The 19959-nt window shown below is 78.8% G+C and carries 17 protein-coding genes; 15 read left to right on the top strand and 2 right to left on the bottom strand.

What is annotated here, in order from left to right; all coding sequences use genetic code 11:
* Positions 1-560 precede the first annotated feature (560 nt).
* The 14 genes from WDV86_RS07390 (at position 561) to WDV86_RS07325 (ending at position 15521) form a co-directional block, all read left to right on the top strand.
* Entirely contained in the window at positions 561-1193 is a 633-nt protein-coding gene (locus WDV86_RS07390; RefSeq protein WP_339566968.1) for a hypothetical protein, read from the top strand.
* A complete protein-coding gene (locus tag WDV86_RS07385) occupies positions 1190-1885 on the top strand; it encodes a tetratricopeptide repeat protein (RefSeq protein WP_339566967.1) in 696 nt (231 codons plus the stop codon). Before WDV86_RS07390 ends, WDV86_RS07385 begins: the two co-directional genes overlap by 4 nt.
* Entirely contained in the window at positions 1878-2867 is a 990-nt protein-coding gene (locus WDV86_RS07380) for an HAD-IIA family hydrolase (RefSeq protein ID WP_339566966.1), read from the top strand. The genes WDV86_RS07385 and WDV86_RS07380 overlap by 8 nt, the downstream gene beginning before the upstream one ends.
* A gap of 10 nt (positions 2868-2877) precedes the next feature.
* The gene (locus tag WDV86_RS07375) at positions 2878-3108 is read left to right on the top strand and encodes a hypothetical protein (RefSeq protein ID WP_339566965.1); all 231 of its coding nucleotides are present in this window, start codon (positions 2878-2880) and stop codon (positions 3106-3108) included.
* Positions 3109-3148: 40 nt separating this feature from the next.
* Complete coding sequence (locus WDV86_RS07370) at positions 3149-4063, top strand: TlyA family RNA methyltransferase (protein ID WP_339566964.1); 915 nt, start codon at positions 3149-3151, stop codon at positions 4061-4063.
* Positions 4060-5046 carry an NAD kinase gene (locus tag WDV86_RS07365; RefSeq protein ID WP_339566963.1) on the top strand — a complete coding sequence of 329 codons (987 nt, stop codon included), beginning with the start codon at positions 4060-4062 and terminating at the stop codon, positions 5044-5046. The genes WDV86_RS07370 and WDV86_RS07365 overlap by 4 nt, the downstream gene beginning before the upstream one ends.
* A 4-nt stretch (positions 5047-5050) precedes the next feature.
* Complete coding sequence (recN, locus tag WDV86_RS07360) at positions 5051-6778, top strand: DNA repair protein RecN (protein WP_339566962.1); 1728 nt, start codon at positions 5051-5053, stop codon at positions 6776-6778.
* A gap of 63 nt (positions 6779-6841) precedes the next feature.
* Positions 6842-8041: a putative cytokinetic ring protein SteA gene (gene steA / locus WDV86_RS07355; RefSeq protein ID WP_339566961.1), complete on the top strand. Its 1200-nt coding sequence runs from the start codon at positions 6842-6844 to the stop codon at positions 8039-8041.
* A gap of 55 nt (positions 8042-8096) precedes the next feature.
* Positions 8097-9137 carry a copper transporter gene (locus WDV86_RS07350; RefSeq protein WP_339566960.1) on the top strand — a complete coding sequence of 347 codons (1041 nt, stop codon included), beginning with the start codon at positions 8097-8099 and terminating at the stop codon, positions 9135-9137.
* Complete coding sequence (locus WDV86_RS07345; protein WP_339566959.1) at positions 9134-10123, top strand: hypothetical protein; 990 nt, start codon at positions 9134-9136, stop codon at positions 10121-10123. Before WDV86_RS07350 ends, WDV86_RS07345 begins: the two co-directional genes overlap by 4 nt.
* Positions 10120-11844 carry a lipid II flippase MurJ gene (locus tag WDV86_RS07340; protein WP_339566958.1) on the top strand — a complete coding sequence of 575 codons (1725 nt, stop codon included), beginning with the start codon at positions 10120-10122 and terminating at the stop codon, positions 11842-11844. Before WDV86_RS07345 ends, WDV86_RS07340 begins: the two co-directional genes overlap by 4 nt.
* A complete protein-coding gene (locus WDV86_RS07335) occupies positions 11841-13055 on the top strand; it encodes a glycosyltransferase family 4 protein (RefSeq protein WP_339566957.1) in 1215 nt (404 codons plus the stop codon). Before WDV86_RS07340 ends, WDV86_RS07335 begins: the two co-directional genes overlap by 4 nt.
* A gap of 58 nt (positions 13056-13113) precedes the next feature.
* On the top strand, positions 13114-14850 hold the full coding sequence (locus WDV86_RS07330; protein WP_445262983.1) for a CTP synthase: 1737 nt from the start codon (positions 13114-13116) through the stop codon (positions 14848-14850).
* A complete protein-coding gene (locus tag WDV86_RS07325) occupies positions 14847-15521 on the top strand; it encodes an NUDIX hydrolase (protein WP_339566955.1) in 675 nt (224 codons plus the stop codon). Before WDV86_RS07330 ends, WDV86_RS07325 begins: the two co-directional genes overlap by 4 nt.
* Positions 15522-15572: 51 nt before the next feature.
* On the opposite strand, the gene WDV86_RS07320 is transcribed toward WDV86_RS07325, so the two are convergent.
* Both WDV86_RS07320 and WDV86_RS07315 read right to left on the bottom strand, forming a co-directional pair.
* Positions 15573-17351: a DNA polymerase gene (locus WDV86_RS07320; protein WP_339566954.1), complete on the bottom strand. Its 1779-nt coding sequence runs from the start codon at positions 17349-17351 to the stop codon at positions 15573-15575.
* Positions 17348-19102 (bottom strand): ATP-dependent DNA ligase, encoded by a 1755-nt coding sequence (locus WDV86_RS07315; RefSeq protein WP_339566953.1) that lies wholly within the window; start codon positions 19100-19102, stop codon positions 17348-17350. The genes WDV86_RS07320 and WDV86_RS07315 overlap by 4 nt, the downstream gene beginning before the upstream one ends.
* Before the next feature lie 142 nt (positions 19103-19244).
* Between WDV86_RS07315 and WDV86_RS07310 the strand changes: the two genes are divergently transcribed.
* Positions 19245-19913: a hypothetical protein gene (locus WDV86_RS07310; protein ID WP_339566952.1), complete on the top strand. Its 669-nt coding sequence runs from the start codon at positions 19245-19247 to the stop codon at positions 19911-19913.
* Positions 19914-19959: the final 46 nt, after the last annotated feature.

Raw genomic sequence — 19959 nt, 5'->3', positions numbered from 1 at the left:
CCGCCGGACTTCTTCATCAGAAGGGCCGCCCGTTGGTTGTTGCCAGCGGGTGGCCCTTCTGGCGTTCCCGGGTGGGCCGGGCCCCGGCGGGGGGTGGGTTCTGAGCGGGTGGCTCTGACCGGCGGGCCCTGACCGGCGGGCCCTGACCGGCGGGCCCTGATCGGCGTGCCCGGAGGGCTCTGAGCGGCGAGCTCTGACCGGCATGCCCTGCCTGACCGGCGTACCCGGACCGCCTCGGGACCACGCCGTCGACGTCCTGCTCGACCTCGCCGGCGCCTGCGGGACGTGCACCACCTCGACGGTGGGGCAGGCTGTCCCCGACAGCTGGCAGAGCACCACGGCGCCCGGAGGACAGGCAGCACATGGCACAGGACCGAGACAGCCGCGCGCGAGGGGTGCAGCGCCTCGACGGCCAACGCCGGTCCGGCGGTGGCGGCGGGGCGGCCCGTCCGGTGGGTGCCCACCGCAGCGGCCCGCACCGTGGCGTCCCACCGCGAGGCCGTCCCGACGACCGTCCTGACCGCCCTGCGCGGGCTCCCGAGCCCGAGGTTCCTGAGACGGTGACGGGGGCCGAGCTCGACAAGGACGTCCGCCGCGACCTCGGGGCGCTGTCCAGCGACAACGCGACCGAGGTGGCCCGTCATCTCGTCATGGTCGCGGCCCTGCTCGACGAGGACCCGCAGCGGGCGCTGGAGCACGCGCGGGTGGCCCAGCGCCGCGCCGGGCGGGTCGGCGCCGTCCGCGAGGCGGCGGGCCTGGCCGCCTACCGAGCGGGGCAGTACGACGAGGCGTTGCGCGAGCTGCGGACCGCCCGACGCATCACGGGCTCGCAGGTGCACCTGCCCGTCATGGCCGACTGCGAGCGAGGCCTGGGTCGTCCCGAGCGTGCGCTGGAGGCCGCCGCGTCGCCCGAGGCCGCCCGCCTTGACCGCGCCGGCCAGCTCGAGCTGGCCATGGTCGTCGCCGGCGCCCGCGGGGACCTCGGCCAGCACGACGCCGCTGTCCTGGTGCTCCAGCTCCCAGAGCTCGACGGGCGCGTCCCCGCGGACCTCGCCGAGACCCAGGACCGGTTGCGCGAGGCCTACGACGACGCCCTCGTGGCGGCGGGTCGTCCGCCTCGCCGCCGAGCTGCCCCTGCCGGCGGCCCGGTCGAGGAGGTCGACGACGGGGTCGTGAGCTGGGAGGAGGAGTGAGTCCCGGGCCGGAGGAGGCGGGCACGAGCCCGTCCTCGGAGGGCCGAGGCAGCCCCTCCGGGGACGGGCTCGGCACCTACGAGTGGCTCCAGCGCGGGCTCGGCCTGCTCGAGGACGGCCACGCCGCCGCGGCGGCCACGGTCCTGGAGCGGGTCGCGAGTCAGGAGCCGCGCTCGGCCAGCGTCCTGGAGGCGCTCGGCCGCGCCCAGCTGGTGGCCGGTCGGCCCGGGGCAGCCGTCCGCACCTTCGAGCAGCTCGCCGAGATCGCCCCGGACTCCGACTACGCCCGCTTCGGGTACGGCACGGCGCTGCGTCGCCTCGGGCGGCTGCCGCAGGCCGCCGAGCAGCTGGCGCTCGCCGTCGCGATGAGGCCCCAGCGCACCGAGTACGTCGAGGCCCTCACCCGCGTCCGCGAGCTGCTGCAGCCGCGCGCCGACGAGGGCGGCGGCGCACCCGCGGGCCCGCCTCCGGACCAGGTGGACCCGGGGCTCGTCGTCGTCACCCGCGAGCCCCGGCTCGCTTCCGGTGCCCCGTCCCCGGGTGCCCCGTCCCCGGGGGCCCCGTCTCCTGGTGCCCCGTCTCCTGGTGCTGACGACCTGGCCGACGCCCCTGGGGAGCGAGATCCTGACGCCGGCGAGCAGCAGGACGGCGACGCCGACGACCGGGCCGACGGAGGAGGGACCGGTGGGTGAGGCAGAGGCCCTGGTCGACGGCTTCGAGGTGGTCCTGCTCGACCTGGACGGCACCGTCTACGCGGGAGGCCGGCCCGTCGCCGGCGCCGCCGAGGGGGTGCGCGCCTGCCGCGAGCGCGGCGTCCCCGTGCTCTTCGTCACGAACAACGCCTCGTTGCCGCCGGAGGACGTCGCCGAGCACCTCGCCCGCACCGGCGTCGCCGCGAGCCCGCACGAGGTGCGGACCTCGTCCCAGGCCGGCGCCCGCCTCGTCCGCGAGCACGTCGGGGAGGGCGCCCGCGTCCTGGTCGTCGGCGGTCCCGGCGTGCCCGCCGCGTGCGAGCAGGTAGGTCTCGTGCCCGTCACCTCGGCCGACGACGAGCCGGTTGCCGTCCTGCAGGGCTTCGGCCCCGACGTGGGCTGGGCCCAGCTCACCGAGGCCGCCCTCGCCATCCGCGGGGGCGCGCTGTGGGTGGCCACCAACGTCGACACCGTGCTCGCCCGCGAGCGTGGCCTGGCCCTCGGCAACGGCAGCCTCGTCGCGGCGGTGCGGACGGCGACGGGCGCCGAGCCGCTCGTCGCCGGCAAGCCCGAGCGGCCGCTGCTGGAGACCGCCGCCGAGGGGCGCCGCGCGCTCGTCGTCGGCGACCGGCTCGACACCGACATCGCCGGCGCGCGCGCGACAGGGGCGGCCAGCCTGTGGGTCTGCACAGGCGTCGACACCGTCGCCTCGGTGCTGGCCGCCGTCCCGGAGCAGCGTCCCGACCACCTGGGCGCCGACCTCGGTGCGCTGCACGAGCCCGCAGCCCGCGTCATCGCCGACGACGAGGGCTGGCGCTGCGGCGACGCGGTGGTCCGCCGTGACGGTGAGCGCCTCGTCGCGCGGGAGGGTGGGACGCCGCTGGACCTCCTGCGTGCGGCCTGCGCGGCCCGGTGGGACCTCGGCGAGGTCGAGGTCTCGGCCACCCTGCTGGAGCGGCTGGCCCCGCTCGACGCCCGGTAGCGTGGCGGGCGTGAGCGCCGGCGACCCGTCCCCGCGCCCGGTCCCCCGGCCCGGGACGCACGGGACGCACGACGGCGCCTCCGGTGGTGACGCCTGCGGTGGTGGGGCGGACGGTGAGGTCGAGGCGGTACAGGCCGCGGTGACGGCGATGCCGCAGGACGCGCCGGTGCTGGTGCAGGCGGAGGTCCTGGAGGACGCGGCGGAGCGCCTGGCCCGGACCTTGGCGAGCCCCGCCCGATGAGCGCCTACCCGACGGGCGCCCGCCCGACGAGCACGGCCCGATGAGCGCGGCCCGCCGTCAGCGCCTGGACGCCGAGCTGGTGCGCCGTGGCCTCGCCCGCTCGCGGGCCGAGGCGGGCGACCTCGTCGAGGCAGGGGCCGTCCGCGTCGCCGGCGCCCAGGCGTCCAAGCCCGCGACGCAGGTCGACCGGGCCGTCGCCATCCTCGTCGCCGAGGCCGAGCCCGGCGCCGGCCCGGAGGGCTCGGGCCGCCGGTGGGCCAGCCGCGGCGCCCACAAGCTCGTCGGTGCGCTGGCCGCCTTCGGCGACGTGCCGGTCCAGGGGCGCCTCGCCCTCGACGCCGGGGCCTCGACGGGCGGCTTCAGCGACGTGCTGCTCGACCGCGGGGTGGCTCGCGTCCTCGCGGTCGACGTCGGGTACGGCCAGCTCGCGTGGCCCGTGCGCAGCGACGAGCGCGTCGTCGTCCGCGACCGCACGAACGTGCGCGAGCTCGCGCCGGCGGACGTCGAGGCCGCCCTCGGGGGGCTGCCCTCGCTCGTGGTCGCGGACCTGTCCTTCATCTCCCTGCGCCTCGTGCTGCCCGCGCTGGCCGCCTGCAGCGCCCCCGGCGCCGACCTGCTGCTCATGGTCAAGCCGCAGTTCGAGGTGGGGCGGAGCCGGCTGGGGGCCGGTGGGGTCGTCCGTGACCCCCGCGCGCGTGCCGACGCGGTGCACGACGTCGCCAGGGCCGGCCAGGACGTCGGCCTCGCCGTCCTCGGCGCGGCCGCCAGCCCGCTGCCGGGCCCGAGCGGCAACGTCGAGTACTTCCTGCGGCTGCGCGCGCCCGGCGGCCCCCCCACCTCCGGCGCCCGTGGACCCGTCGCCGCCGCGGACCTCCCTGCCCTCGCCGCCGACGCCGTGGCCGCGGGACCGACGGGGGCGCTCGCCGCGTCGGCCACGCCCCGGGAGCACGCGTGACCTCGGGAGCGGCCTCGACCGGCACGCCCCCCGAGGTCTGCGACCTCGGGGCGAGCGGGGAGCGGACCGTCCTGGTCCTCACCCACACCGGCCGGGAGAGCGCGGTCGGCGCGGCCCGCGAGCTCGTGCTGCTGCTGCGGCAGGCGGGGCTGCGGCCGGTCATGCTCGCCGACGAGGTCACCGAGATCCCGGGCGTCGAGGACGTCCCCGTCCTCGAGCTCGCCGAGCTGGAGGACCACGTCGTCGCCGGCGCGGAGGTCGTCCTCGTGCTCGGCGGCGACGGCACCATCCTGCGGGCGGCCGAGCTCGTGCGGCACCGGCCGGTGCCGCTGCTCGGGATCAACCTCGGGCACGTCGGCTTCCTCGCCGAGAGCGAGCGGGACGACCTGGCCCGCACCGTGGCCCGCATCGCCGCGGGCGACTACCGGGTCGAGGAGCGGATGACCCTCGACGTCCGGGTGCTGCGCGACGGGGAGTGCGTGGCGACGTCGTGGGCCGTCAACGAGGCCAGCGTCGAGAAGGCCGACCGCGAGCGGATGCTGGAGGTCGTCACGGAGGTCGACGGCCGGCCGGTCTCGGTCATCGGCTGCGACGGCGTCGTCATGGCCACGCCCACAGGCTCGACCGCCTACGCCTTCTCGGCCGGCGGCCCGGTGGTCTGGCCCGAGGTGCAGGCGCTGCTCATGGTGCCGATCTCGGCTCACGCGCTCTTCGCCAAGCCGCTGGTCACCTCTCCGGGCTCGACGCTCGCCGTGGAGGTGCTCTCCCGCACGCAGGGCGGCGGCGTCCTGTGGTGCGACGGCCGCCGGACGGCGCAGCTGCCGCCCCGCTCGCGCATCGAGGTCACCCGTGGCGTCCACCCGCTGCTGCTCGCGCGGCTGGCGGACGGGCCCTTCACCGACCGCCTCGTCGCGAAGTTCCGGCTGCCCGTCGAGGGGTGGCGGGGCCCGGCCGACGGCACGCCCCCCGGTCCCGAGGGCTGACGCGGTGCTGGAGGAGATCCGCATCCGCGACCTCGGGGTCATCGACGCCAGCACCCTGGAGCTCGGCCCCGGCCTGACCGTCCTGACCGGGGAGACCGGCGCCGGCAAGACGATGGTCGTCACGAGCCTCGGGCTGCTGCTCGGGGAGCGGGCCGACGCCGGCGCCGTGCGGGCGGGAGCCCGGTCCGCCCTCGTCGAGGGCCGCTTCAGCGTGCCCGGCGGCAGCGGGGCCGCGGTGCGCGCGGCGGAGGCGGGAGCCGAGCTGGAGGAGGCGGGGGCCGGCCCGGAGGGGCGTCCGCGCGAGGAGCTGCTCGTGGCCCGCAGCGTGGCCGCGGGGGGCCGCAGCCGCGCGCACGTCGGCGGCCGGGCTGTGCCGAACGGGCTGCTGGGCGAGCTCGCCGACGACCTCGTCGCCGTCCACGGCCAGAGCGAGCAGGTGCTGCTGCGCTCGCCGCGGCGCCAGCGCGAGGTGGTCGACGCCTCGGCCGGCGACGCCGTCGCGGTGCCGCTGGCGCGCTACCGCGAGGTCTTCGAGCGGCACCGGGCCGTGCGGGCCGAGCTCGAGAAGATCCGCACCCGCGGGCGCGAGCGGGCGCAGGAGGCCGACCTGCTGCGCCACGGCCTGCGACGGGTCGAGCAGGTCGCGCCGACGCCGGGGGAGGACGTCGCGCTGGCCGCCGAGGCCGACCGGCTCACCCACGCCGAGGACCTCCGGCTCGCCGCGGCCACCGCCGCCGGTGCCCTGACCGGCGACGAGGACGGCGGGCGGGCCGGTGGCGCCAGCGCCGTCGTCGCCGTCGAGGCGGCCCGGCGCGCGCTGGAGGGCGTCCGCGCCCACGACGCGGGGCTCGCGGCGCTCGCCGACCGGCTCGCCGAGGTCTCGGTCCTCGTCGTCGAGGCGGGGGCGGACGCCGCCGCGCACCTGGCCTCGCTGGAGGCCGACCCCGCCCGCCTCGCCGCCGTGCAGGAGCGCCGCGCCGAGCTGGCGGCGCTCGTGCGGACCTACGCCGACGACGCCGACGGCGTCCTGGCGTGGGCGCAGCAGGCCTCGGTGCGGCTCCTCGCCCTCGACGGCGACGACGACCGCGGCGAGGCCCTGGCCGCGCAGGAGGGCGAGCTCGCCGCGGAGGCCGAGCAGCTGGCCGACGTGCTGCACGCCGCCCGCGTGGACGCAGGGGACCGGCTCGCGCAGGCCGCGACCGCCGAGCTCGCCGCGCTGGCCATGGGCGGGGCGCGGCTGGTCGTGCGGGTGAGCCGCACCGAGCAGCTGACCCCTGCCGGCGGCGACGAGGTCGCCCTGCTGCTGGCCGCGCACTCCGGCGCCGAGCCGCGACCGCTGGCCCGCGGCGCCTCGGGCGGGGAGCTCTCGCGCGTCATGCTCGCCCTGGAGGTCGTGCTCGCCGCCGCCGACCCGGTCGAGACCTTCGTCTTCGACGAGGTCGACGCCGGCGTCGGCGGGCGCGCCGCCGTCGAGGTGGGGCGCCGCCTGGCCGCCCTCGCCGAGCGCGCGCAGGTCATCGTCGTCACGCACCTGCCGCAGGTGGCCGCCTTCGCCGACGCCCACCTGCTCGTCGAGAAGAGCGGCGACGGCCAGGTCGTCGCGAGCGGCGTGCGTGCGCTCGACGACGCCGGGCGGGTCGCCGAGCTGGCCCGCATGCTCGCCGGCCAGGGCACGAGCAGCAGCGCCCGCGCCCACGCGGCCGAGCTGCTGGAGGGCGCCCGCCGCCCCTGACGGACGCGCCGCGGACACCTCGCCGCCACGTCCGCCCCCGCGGTCGTGGGACCATCGGCGGCGATGAGACGACTGCTGCGCCGGCGACCCGGCATGCCGGGAGGGCCGGTCGGTGGCGGTGGCGTCCTGCGCGTGGACCGGCGCACCAAGGACCTCACCAAGCGCCTGGACCCGGGCGACGTCGCCCTGGTCGACCACGAGGACGTCGACCGCGTGGCCGCCGACGCGCTGGTGGCCGCCCAGCCCGCCGCCGTCGTCAACGCGGCCGCGAGCATCTCGGGGCGCTACCCGAACCTCGGCCCGAAGATCCTCGTCGAGGCCGGTGTGGTGCTGCTCGACGGGGTCGGCAGCGACGTCCTCGACGAGCTGCGCGAGGGCCAGCGGGTGCGCGTCGAGGGGGAGCAGCTGCTGCTGCTCGACGAGCACGGCGGCGAGCGGGTCGTCGCCTCCGGCACCCGCCACAGCCCCACGAGCGTCGCGGCGGCCATGGAGGCCGCGCGCACCGGCCTGTCGGAGCAGCTGGAGCAGTTCGCGGCCAACACGATGGAGTACATGCTGCGCGAGCGGGAGCTGCTGCTCGACGGGGTCGGCGTGCCCGACGTGCGGACCTCCTTCGAGGGCCGCCAGGCGCTCGTCGTCGTCCGCGGCTACCACTACCGCGAGGACCTCGCGACGCTGCGGCCCTACATCCGCGAGTACCGGCCCGTCCTCGTCGGCGTCGACGGCGGCGCGGACGCGATCCTGGAGGCCGGCCACCGGCTCGACATGGTCGTCGGCGACATGGACTCGGTCTCCGACGCGGCGCTGACCAGCGGCGCCGAGGTGGTCGTCCACGCCTACCGGGACGGGCGCGCGCCCGGGCTCGAGCGGGTGGAGGCCCTCGGCGTCGACCCCGTCGTCTTCCCCGCGACGGGCACGAGCGAGGACATCGCCATGCTCATCGCCGACGACGGCGGGGCCGAGCTCATCGTCGCCGTCGGCACGCACGCGACGCTCGTGGAGTTCCTCGACAAGGGGCGCGCCGGCATGGCGAGCACCTTCCTCACCCGGCTGCGCGTCGGCGGCAAGCTCGTCGACGCCAAGGGCGTCTCCCGGCTCTACCGGCAGCGGATCTCGACCCTGCAGGTCACGGCCCTGCTCGTCGCCGGCCTCGCGGCGCTGCTCGTGGCGATGCTCTCGACCTCGGGCGGGCAGACGCTCCTCGTGCTCCTGCTCGCCCAGCTCGACGGCCTGCTCGCCCCCCTGCGGGGGTGGACGGGGTGAGAGGCGCCCGCCCACCCGCGCCCTCCCCGTCCGCGACGCCTGCAGGAGCCTCCCGGTGATCGACTTCCGCTACCACCTCGTGTCGCTGGTGAGCGTCTTCATCGCCCTCGCCATCGGCGTCGTCCTGGGAGCCGGCCCCCTGCGCGACTCCATCGGCGACACGCTCAGCAGCCAGGTCGACCTGCTGCGGGAGGACCGGATCGCCCTGCAGGGCGAGGTCGCAGGCCTCACGGGGGACCTGGCCGCCCGCGACGCCGCCGTGCAGGCGCTGGCCCCGGCCGTCGTCGCCGGCGCCCTCGACGGCAGCTCGACGGTGCTCCTGACGCTGCCGGGCGCCGACGAGCAGCTGACGGAGGACCTCGAGGACGACGTCGAGGACGCCGGCGGCACCGTGACCGGCGTCGTGGCCGTGACGCCCGCGTGGACCTCGCCCGAGGGCGCCGACGCCCGCCAGCAGGCCGTCGAGGCGCTGCCTGCGCTGGCGCTGACGCCGCTCGCCGGGCGGGACCTGGAGCCGCCGGCCGCGCTGGCCGTCGTCCTCGCCGAGGCCGTGACGACCTCGGAGGTCGCGCTGGCGGGCACGGCGTCGGCCACCGGCGGGCCGGTGCTCGACGCGCTCGTCGCCGCCGGCCTCGTCGAGGTCGACGGCGACCCGCTCCTGCGGGCGACCAGCGTGCTCGTGCTCGCCCCGGCCGAGCCCCCCACGGCCGGCAGCGAGGACGATGCGGCGGGCCTGGCCGCGGTGACCTCCCTCCTCGGCGCGCTGGAGACCGCCTCGGGGGCGGTCGTGCTGGCGAGCCCCGAGGGGGCGACCTCCGCGCTCTCCCCGCTCGCGGCCCTGCGCGCCGACCCTCTCGAGGCGGACGTCAGCGGGGTGGACACGGCCGCGTCGCCGGCGGGGGCGCTCGCCGTCGTCCTGGCGCTGCACGAGCAGCTGAGGGGCGGCGCGGGGCAGTACGGCACCCAGCCCGGCGTCGACGGCATCCTGCCGCCGCTGCCCCAGCGGGCGGGTGACGGCGTCCCGGGCGACGAGGGCGCTGGTGACGGCGAGGGCGCTGGTGACGGCGAGGGCGCCGGGGGAGAGGTCGGCGGGTGAGCCGCCGGCTCCTCCCAGCCGCCGCAGCGGCCCTGGCCGCCGGGGCCGGCTGGGCCGGCGCCTCGGTGCTCGCGCGGCGACCCGCCGGGCGGTCCTGGGCCCGCACCAACCACCGCGGCGCGCCGGTCACGCTGCTCGCCGGGCCGGCCCTGACGCTCGGCGCCCTGGCGGGGGTCGCCGCCGCACCCCTGCCGGGGCGGGTGCGGGCCGGGGCCGCGCTGGTCGTGGGCGTCGCGGGCACGCTCGGCGTCGTCGACGACCTCGCGGGCTCCCCGCGCGTCGCTGCAGGTCCCGTCGGTGCCGGTCCCGTCGGTGCCGGTCCCGTCGGGGGTGGGTCTGTCGGGGTCGGCGGGGTGACGGCCACCAAGGGGCTGCGGGGCCACCTGGGCGCGCTGGCGCACGGCCGGCTGACGACCGGCGGGCTGAAGGTGCTCGGCATCTCGGCGGCCGCCCTGGCCGGTGCCGCGCTCGTCGACGGGCGCGGCCCGCTCGGTCGCGCCGGCGCGGGCGCCCGGTCGGGCGAGCAGGTGCTCGACCGGCTGGTCGCCGGGGGCCTGGTCGCCGGGTCGGCCAACCTCGTCAACCTGCTCGACCTGCGCCCGGGCCGGGCGCTCAAGGTGGTCCTCCTGCTCGGGCACCTCGTCGGTGGTGCCGGAGTACCCGGCTCGCGCGCCGGTGCCCCCCTCGCCGCGGCCGGCGCCGGCGCGGCCGCCGTGCTCCTGGCGCCGGACCTGCGCGAGCGCGCCATGCTCGGCGACTGCGGCGCCAACGCCGCCGGCGCCCTGCTGGGGACGGCGCTGCTCACGCGCACCCGCTCCCGCAGCGCCCGCGGCGTCGTCCTCGGCGTCGTCCTCGCCCTGACGGCCCTCTCCGAGCGGGTCAGCTTCACCCGGGTCATCGAGGCGACCCCTCTGCTGCGCGAGCTCGACGGGCTCGGGCGCAGCCCCTCCGCGGCGGCCGCGGCGGCCGGTCCCGCCCGACGATGAGCCCGCTCGGTCGCGGGCTCCTCGGCGCGGCCGCCCTCATCGCCGTCCTCACCGCGCTCGCCCGCCTCGCCGGCTTCGCGCGCGGGCTCGTCTTCACCGGGTCGGTCGGCAACGCCACCGCCGTCGGGGAGGCCTACAACGCGGCCAACACGGTGCCCAACGTCCTGTTCGAGGTCGTCGCCGGCGGGGCGCTCGCGGGTGCGGTGGTGCCCCTGCTGGCCGGGCCGCTCGCGCGGGGGGAGAAGGCGGTCGTCGACCGGGTCGTCGGCGCCCTGCTCGGCTGGTCGCTGCTCCTGCTCGCGCCGGCCGCCGTCGTCGTCGCGCTGCTGGCCGGCCCGCTCTCCGCGCTGCTGCGCCCCGAGGGCGACCAGCGCGCGCTCGTGGCCCTCATGCTCGTCGTCTTCGCCCCCCAGGTCGTCCTCTACGGGTTGGGCGTCGTGCTGACCGGCGCCCTCCAGGCGCAGCGGCGCTTCGCGTGGCCGGCGCTGGCGCCGCTCGTCTCCAGCCTGGTCGTCATCGGCGCCTACCTCGCCTACGGCGCCCTGGCCGGCGACGCCCGTGGCAGCGGGGACGTCCCCGCGCTCGCCCTCGCGGCGCTGGCGGGCGGGACGACGCTCGGCGTGCTCGTCCTCACCCTCCCGCTGCTCGCGCCCGTGCTGGCCAGCGGCCTCCGCCCGCGGCCGACCCTGCGCTTCCCGCCCGGCGTCCTCGCCCGCGCCCGCTCGCTGGCCGCCGCCGGGCTGCTCGCCCTGCTCGCCCAGCAGGCGGCCGTCCTCACCGCCCTGGTGCTCGGCGGCCGGCTCGGCGAGCCGGTGCCCGGCTCCTTCAGCGTCTTCGTCCAGGTGGTCCAGCCGGTCGCCCTGCTGCCCTACGCCGTCCTCGCGGTGCCGCTGGCCACCAGCGCCTTCCCCCGGCTCGCCGAGCTCGCGGCGAGCGGCGACGGTGCCGGCTACGCGCGGACGGCGGCGACGAGCACGCGGGCCGTCGTCCTCGTGGCGCTGCTCGGTGCGGCGGTGCTGGCGGCGGTGGCCCCGGCGGTCGAGGTCTTCTACGCCGGCCTCGACGTCGGCCGGGCCAGCGTGCTGACGGGCAGCGCGACGGCGTACGGCGCCGTCTCCCCGGCGGTCACGGCGATCGCGCCCTCCCTGCTCGGGCTCGCGCTCGTCGCCCACGTCGGGCGCGCGCTCTACGCCCTGGAGCGGGGCCGGGCGGCCGCGGCGGCCACCGTCGCGGGGTGGCTCGTCGTCGTGCTCGCCCAGGTGGTGCTGGCGGCGGCTCTGCCCGGCTCCGAGCGGGTCGTCGCCATGGCCGGGGGCACGAGCGTCGGCATGGTCGTCGCCGCGGTGCTCCTGCTGCGGGCGCTGGCGCGCGCGGCAGGGCGGGAGGCGCTCGCCGGTGTCGGCCGGACCTGCGCGGCGTCGGTGGGCGCTGCGGTGCTCGGCGCGGCCGCCGGGCGCGTGGTCACCGACGCGCTCACCGGCGGGGCGACGAGCGGAGAGGTCGCCGAGGTCCTCGGCGTCGGCGGCGCGGCGGCCAGCGGCCCCCTGCTCCTGCTCGCCGCGGGGCTGACGGGCGCGGTGGTCGCGGCCGTCGTCGTGCTCGCCGTCGCGCTCGTGGCCGACCGCGGGGCCGCCGGCGCGCTCCTGGCCCGGGTGCGGCGCCGCCGCCCCGCCCGCGGGGACGACGGGTCGCCGGTCCCCGCGCGCGGGGGACGACGGTGAGGGTCCTGCTGCTCGCTGGGCACGCCACGGGCGGGGTCGCGGGGCACGTCGCCGACCTGGCGGGAGGCCTGGCCGCCGCGGGCGTGCAGCGCGTCGTCGCGACGAGCGCGCTGACCGCCGGCCGTTGGGGACGCCTCGGGGCGGTGGAGGAGGCCGCCGTGCAGGAGCTGTGGCCGGACCTGTGGCACCCCGTGGCCGGCGCCCGGCGCCTGCGCCGGCTGCGGGCGCTGGCCCGCGGCGCCGACGTCGTGCACGCCCACGGCCACCAGGCCGGGCTGCTCGCCGCGCTGCTGCTGCGGCCGACGCCGCGCAGGCGCCGGGGGCGGCTGCCCGGCGGGCCGGACCGGGCCGGACGTCCCGTGCTCGTCGTCACCTGGCACAACGCCGTCCTCGGCCCCGACGGGCCGGGCCGGGCGCTGCGGGCGCTCGCCGAGCGCCTGCAGGCCCGGCGCGCCGACCTCCTCACGGGCGCCTCGGGGGACCTCGTCGAGCGGGCCCGGCAGCTGGGCGCGCGGCACGCCGAGCTGACGCCCGTCGCCGTGCCCGACGCCGTCGGCCAGACGGAGGGCCCCCCGGGGGAGCCGGCGCGGGCAGCGCAGACCCGCGGGGCGACGTCCCCCCCGCCGCCGCCCGGCCTGGAGGACGTCGCCCCCGGCACGCCGCTGGTGCTCACGGTCAGCCGCGTCGCGCCGCAGAAGGACCTGCCGACGCTCGTGCGCGCGGCGGCCCGCACGGTCGCCGCCACGGCGCAGCGGGGCGGGCCGCCGGCGCTGTGGTGCGTCGTCGGCGACGGCGACCCCGCCCTCGGGCGCAGCCTGCGGCGGCAGGTGGAGGCGCTCGGGGCGCCGGTGCGCTTCCTCGGCGCCCGCGACGACGTCCCCGCGCTGCTGGCGCGGGCGGACGTCCTCGCCCTGTCCAGCACCTGGGAGGCGCGGTCGCTGGCGGTGCAGGAGGCGATGGCCGCGGGGCTGCCCGTCGTCGCGACCCGCACGGGGGGGCTGCCCGACCTGCTCGAGGGCGTCGGCGCGCTCGTCCCCGTCGGCGACGACCGGGCGCTGGCCGAGGAGGTGGGCGCTCTGCTGGCCGACCCGCGGGCCCGCGAGGCCGCCGGGCGTGCCTCCCGGGAGGCCTTCCTGGCCCTGCCCCGGCGCGCGGACGTGCTGCGCGGGTGGGTGGAGCGCTACGCCCGCCTCGCCGGCGCCGGCCGCTGACGGGCCCCGGAGGGGGCACGGGCACTGCGCCCGGCGTGGGACCCGACGGCCCGGGGCGCTGATACCGTCGAACCCCGTGGCAGAACGCGGTCTCACCCGGTCCGGCGGCGCGCTCGGCAGCAGCACGCGGCACATCTTCGTCACCGGCGGGGTCGCCTCCTCGCTCGGCAAAGGGCTCACGGCCTCGAGCCTGGGGCACCTGCTGCGGGCCCGCGGGCTGCGGGTGTCGATGCAGAAGCTCGACCCCTACCTCAACGTCGACCCCGGGACGATGAACCCGTTCCAGCACGGCGAGGTCTTCGTCACCGACGACGGCGCCGAGACCGACCTGGACATCGGCCACTACGAGCGCTTCCTCGACGTCGACCTCGACGCGGCCGCCAACATCACGACCGGCCAGGTCTACTCCGAGGTCATCGCCAAGGAGCGCCGCGGGGAGTACCTCGGCGACACCGTCCAGGTCATCCCGCACATCACCGACGAGATCAAGGCGCGGATGCGCGCCAAGGCCGTGCCCGGGCCCGCCGGGGAGGCGCCGCCCGACGTCATCATCACCGAGGTCGGCGGCACGGTCGGCGACATCGAGTCGCTGCCCTTCCTGGAGGCCGCCCGCCAGGTGCGCCGCGACGTCGGCCGCGACGACGTCTTCTTCGTCCACGTCTCCCTCGTGCCCTACATCGGCCCGAGCGGGGAGCTCAAGACCAAGCCGACGCAGCACTCGGTCGCCGCGCTGCGCAACATCGGCATCCAGCCCGACGCGATCGTCTGCCGCTCCGACCGGCCGATCCCGGACGGCATCAAGCGCAAGATCGCCAACAGCTGCGACGTCGACGAGGCGGCCGTGGCGACGGCCGCGGACGCGCCGTCGATCTACGACATCCCGAAGGTGCTGCACGCCGAGGGCCTGGACGCCTACATCGTCCAGCGGCTGGGGCTGCCGTTCCGCGACGTCGACTGGAGCGAGTGGGACCGGCTGCTGGCGCGCGTGCACGCCCCGCGGCACACCGTGCGCGTGGCGCTCGTCGGCAAGTACGTCGACCTGCCCGACGCCTACCTCTCGGTCACCGAGGCGCTGCGGGCCGGCGGCTTCGCGACCGACGCCCGCGTGGTCCTGCAGTGGGTGGCCTCCGACGAGTGCACCAGCCCCGAGGGGGCCCGGCGGGCGCTCGCCGGGGTCGACGCGGTCTGCGTCCCCGGCGGCTTCGGCGTCCGCGGCATCGAGGGCAAGCTCGGCGCGCTGACGTGGGCGCGGGAGAACCGGGTGCCGACGCTGGGCCTGTGCCTCGGGCTGCAGTGCATGGTCATCGAGCACGCCCGCTCGGTCGCCGGGCTCGCGGGCGCGTCGAGCTCGGAGTTCGACCCGTCGACCCCGCACCCCGTCATCGCGACGATGGAGGAGCAGAAGGCCTTCGTCGACGGCGCCGGCGACCTCGGCGGCACCATGCGTCTCGGCCTCTACCCGGCCGCGCTCACCCCCGGGTCGGTGGTGGCGCAGGCCTACGGCAGCGAGCTGGTCTCCGAGCGGCACCGCCACCGGTACGAGGTCAACAACGGCTACCGCGAGCAGCTGGAGGCCGCCGGCCTCGTCGTCTCTGGGCAGTCGCCGGACCGGGCGCTCGTGGAGTTCGTCGAGCTGCCCCGAGAGGTGCACCCGTTCTACGTCGGGACGCAGGCCCACCCGGAGTTCCGCTCCCGCCCGACCCGCGCGCACCCGCTGTTCGCCGGGCTCGTCGCGGCCGCCGTCGCCCGCCAGCGCGAGGAGCGGCTCGTCGAGGTCGACGAGGTGCTGGCATGAGCGGTCCCCTCTCCAGCGGAGGTGTGCCGGACCCGGTCGAGCTCGCCGACGTGCTGGCGCCGCGGCCGGTGAGCTCCTCGGAGGTCGTCTTCTCCGGGCACGTGTGGGACGTCGCCACCGAGGTGGTCGACCTGGGCGGGCCCGAGCCGGTGCGCCGGGACAAGGTCGTCCACCCCGGCGCCGTCGGGATCCTCGCCCTCGACGAGCAGGAGCGGGTGCTGCTGCTTCGCCAGTACCGCCACCCCGTGCGGCACGAGCTCTGGGAGGTGCCCGCCGGCCTGCTCGACGTCGACGGCGAGCCCCCGCACGAGGCCGCGGCCCGCGAGCTGGCGGAGGAGGCCGACGTCGTCGCCGGCCGCTGGGACGTGCTGGCGGAGTACTACACGACGCCCGGCGGCTCCGACGAGGCGCTGCGGGTCTACCTGGCCCGCGACCTGTCACCCGTGCCCGAGGCCGACCGCTTCGCGCGCGAGCACGAGGAGGCCGACATGGAGGTGCGCTGGGTGCCCCTCGACGACGCCGTCGAGGCCGTCCTCGCCGGCCGCCTGCACAACCCGACGGCCGTCGTCGGCGTCCTCGCGGCCGCAGCCTCCCGCGCGAGGGGCTGGAGCACCCTGCGCCCCGCCGGCACGCCCTGGCCGGCCTTCGACGACCGGCGGGCGCAGGCCTGAGGGGCGCGAGCCGGCGACGACGCGCCCGAGGGAGGAAGGGGAGGCCCTCGGTCAGCCCTTGGCCTGCGACCAGTCCTCGACGACGGCGACGTCGGCGGTGAAGCGGACGGGCGGGCCGCCGACGGCGCGGCACCAGCGGGCGGCCGCGGCGTCGAGGTCGGCGACGAGGTCGCGGGCGACCCGCTCGGCGGCGTCGGCGCGGACGTGGAGCAGCAGCTCGTCGTGCAGGCAGAGCACGACCTCGCCGTCGCGCTCGGAGGGTGACGGGCCGCTCGTGAGCAGGCGCGCGCGGACGGTGGCCGCCCACGCCTTGAACAGCTCGGCGGCCGAGCCCTGCACGACGGCGTTGCGGGTGTAGCGGCCCCGGGCGGCCAGCGCCTGGCGATGGGCGTCGAGGGCGGCGGTGCCCGCCTCGACCGGGACGTCCTCGGGCCGGTGCCCGCGCACCCGGCGACCGCCCGCCGTCCGCACGTCCTCGCCGGCGGCGCCGCGCCGCGCCGCCTCGACGAGGAGGCCGGTGGCGCGGGGGTACTCCCGCTCCATCCCGGCGAGCGCGGCCCCGGCGGCCCCGCTCGTCTGGCCGTACATCGCGGCGAGCACCGCGACCTTCGCGACGTCGCGCCCGACGCCGAGCCGTCGCGCGACGGGGGAGTAGAGGTCCTCGGCCGCCGCGGCGCGCACGAGCCCCTCGTCGCCGGAGACCACGGCGAGGACGCGCGGCTCGACCTGCCCGAGGTCGGCGCGCACGAGCAGGTGCCCGGGATCGGCCCGGACGGCCGGGCGCAGCTCCCGGGGCAGGCTGTGGACGCCGCCCGTCGCCGTCATCCGGCCGGCGCCGCCGTCGCTCGCCGACCACGTGGCGCGCAGCCGCCCGCCCGCGACGTGCTCGGCCAGCCAGCGGTGCCCGTGCGCGACGGCGAAGCGCTCGCGCTGGCGCCACCCGACGAGGGCGGCCAGGACCGGGTGGGCACCGGGCGCGGCGGCCAGCTGCTCCAGGCGCCAGGACCGGGTGTCGGGCAGGTCGAGCCCTCGGGAGGCGAGGGCGGCGCGCACCGCGGCCGGGTTGCGCAGGTCCACCGTGGCGTCGCCGAGCAGCCGCAGGACGGGCGCGTCGCGGGCGGCGCGCTGGGCGGCGGCCTCCCGCTCGGTCCCGGCGGGTGGGCCGACGAGCCGGTCGAGGACCTCGGCGGCCACGCCGACGTCCAGCGGCAGACCGCTCGTGCCGAGCTCGACGGCCAGCAGCGACGCCGCGGACTCCGACCACGCCGTGTGCAGCGGGCCGGCCCGCCCCGAGGCCGAGGGGCCCGTCAGCTGCTCGCGCTGGCGACCCGCGGTGGCGAGCGCGAGCTCGGCCCACGCCGCGGCGCTCGCCGGCGACGCGGCCCAGGCGCCGTCGGCCCAGTCGGCCCGCAGGTGCCCGTCGGCCCGCAGCGGCCCGCCGGCCCCACCGTCGCCCGCGCCGCCGGCCTCCTCGACCAGACCGCCCAGGTCGAGCTGCCCCGCCGCCGGCGCCGCGCCCGGGTCGAGCCCGGCCGCGGCGGCGACGACGGCCGAGGGGTCGTCTCGTGCCCCACCCTCCAGCAGCCGGCAGACGGCCGCGAGGTCCCACGCGCGCGCCAGCCGCAGGTCGGGCGCGGCGTCCAGCAGCGGCCCGAGCAGGTCCTCCGCCGACCACAGCACCCAGCGGGGCGAGCGCTCGGACTCCAGGCGCGCGAGGACCTCCGCGGCGGCGGCGGCGTCGCGGGCGGGCACCGCCCACGCGCGCTCGGCGTCGGCGAGGCCGAGCCCCGCGGGCGCGCGGACGACGGCGAGGAGGTCCTCGGTGCTCACGAGGGCGACGGCGGCCCGGCCGCAGCGGCGTGCAGCCGCTCCACCTCCTCGACGACGTCGGCCTCCGAGGCCGGCTTGTCGGGCCGGTGGGCCAGGACGCGGGCGAAGCGCAGCGCCAGGCCGGCGGGGTAGCGCGGGGAGGTCTGGACGCCGTCGAGTGCGATCTCGACGACGAGCTCGGGCCGGACCCGCACGACCCCGCGGGAGTCCTCGACCGCCAGGGCGCCCAGGTGCTCGGTCTGCCAGGCCAGCATCGCGTCGGTGAGCCCCTTGAAGGTCTTGCCCAGCATGACGAGGCCGCCGGCCGGCCCGAAGCGGCCGCGGGGGTCCCGTGCGCCGAGCCACAGGTTGGACAACGTCCCGCGGCGACGCCCGGAGCCGTGCTCGACGGCGAGCACGACGAGGTCGAGCGTGCGCCGCGGCTTGACCTTGACCCACGCCGCGCCCCGACGTCCGGCGGCGTACGGGGCGTCCGCCGCCTTGACGACGACGCCCTCGTGCCCGCGCGCCAGCGCCGTCCGCGAGAGCTCCTCCGCCGCGGCGAGACGTCCGGCACCGACCTCGCCGTCCTCGCCCGCGGCCGGGACGGCCACGCCGGGCACCGCCAGGTGCGGGGCCAGGTCCAGCAGCACGGCCCGGCGCTCGTGCTGCGGCGCGTCGAGCAGGTCGGTGCCGTCCCGGTGCAGGACGTCGAAGAGCACCAGCTGCAGCGGCTCCTCGGCCCCCTCCCCGTCGGCCACCGTCGCGCCGGGTCGGGGCGGCTCGGCCCTCGGCGTCCGCGTGGCGACGCGCGAGGAGGTCTCCTGGAAGGGCGCAGGACGTCGTGCCTGCCAGCCCGGCGTCCCGGAGCCGCTGGCGGGCACCTCGCCGTCGGCCTCCGGCGACGGCGCCCGCGGGGCGGCGCCGCCGGCCGGCCGCAGGGCCAGCACCTCGCCGTCGAGCACGAGCCGACCCTGGCCCGGCAGCGCCCGCACCGCCGCGACCACCTCGGGGAGCCGGTCGGTGACCTCCTCCAGCGTCCGCGTCCAGACCCGGACGTCGTCCTCGCCGTCGTCCTCGCGGCCGAGCCGGTGCACCTGCACGCGGACGCCGTCGAGCTTCCACTCCACGAGTGCGGCGCCCGTGCGGGCCAGCGCCTCGCCGAGCGAGGGCGCCGAGGCCGCGAGCATGGGGGAGACGGGCCGTCCCAGACGCAGGCCGACGCCGTCCAGGGCGGCTCGCGCCGCACCGGGGCCCTCCGCGGCGAGCGCCAGGGCGGCGACCTCGACGACGTCACCGGACAGCGTCAGCGCCCGGCGCACCGCGGCGGCGGGCACCCCGGCCGCGAGCGCGAGGCCCTCGACGAGCACGCCCCGCTGCGCGCCCTGGCGCAGCTCTCCGGAGACGAGACCGGCCACGAGCCGCTGCTCCGGTGCCGTGGCGGCGGCGAGCACGCCCCGCAGCAGCCCCTGCCGCCGCCCGCCCGAGCCGGGGCCCGACTCCGCCGCCGCGGACGCCATCGCGGCGTCGACGTCGAGCACCGCGAGCGAGGCCGCGGCGGCCGGCGGCGGCGGGTCGGCCAGCGAGCGCCACCCCAGGCCGGTGCGCCGCTGGCGCAGCTCGCCCTCCAGGTAGCGGACGACGACGTCGCGCTCGGCCGGCGCGCCGGTGGCGGCCCTGCGCAGGACGTCGGCGACGAGCTCGGCCTTGGCGCGGCGCGAGGAGGTGGCCGCGACCTGGTCCAGGGCGGCGGCGAGCGTCGAGAGCAGCACCCCGTCATCATGGGGGCGCCCACCGACAGCGCCGCCGACCCCTCGTGCCGGCGGGGCTGCGCACCCGACCCGCCACTCCCACCCGCCCTCTACCCGCCAGCCCGCGCGAGCGGCCCGCCGGCGGCCACGACCCGGAGGACCCATGCCGAAGGACGGCTCCTCGCGCCAGGACGAGAAGGACCGCGAGAAGGCCGCCGCCGGCCTGGTGCAGCGGCTCGTCGACCTCGGCATCGCCGGGGCCGGCCCCCTGGACGCGGCGCACGAGGTCGCCGACGCCGCCCTCGCGGCGGAGCAGGGCGACGCCGAGGCGGCGGTGGCGCGGCTCGTGCGCTCCCACGTCCGGCTGGCCGGCGTCGAGGGGTTCGTCACCGGTCTCGGCGGGCTCGTGACCCTGCCGGTGGCGCTGCCCGCCAACGTCGTCGGCTTCTACGCCCTCGGCACCCGGCTGGCCGCCGCGCTCGCCCACGTGCGCGGGTACGACCTGCGCGACGCCGGGGTGCGCGCCGCCGTCCTGGACAGCCTCGTCGGGGCCGGCAACGCCCTGCCGGTGGCCGGGGTCGGCGGCGGCCTCCTGTCGCGGACGCTGCTGCGCGGCCTGCCCGCCCCGGCGCGGATGGCCGTCAACAAGGGCGTCGGCTTCCGCCTCCTCGGGCAGATGGGCGCCCGCCTCGTCGGCCGCCTCGGCCGCTTCGTCCCGGTGGCGGGCGGCGTCGTCGGCGCCGGCGCGGACGCCTGGCTCATGCGCGGCATCGGCAGGCGGGCGCAGGAGGACTTCCCGGCCGGGGGGATCGCCGACCTGGCCCGGCGATGAGCAGCGCTTACCCTGGGGTACCCGTCCGAGCACCCCGGAGGCACCC

The organism is Pseudokineococcus sp. 1T1Z-3 (assembly GCF_037482365.1).
GTDB lineage: Bacteria > Actinomycetota > Actinomycetes > Actinomycetales > Quadrisphaeraceae > Pseudokineococcus.
The sequence above is the reverse complement of the archived record's forward strand: the minus strand, read 5'-3'. Positions and strand labels throughout refer to the sequence as shown.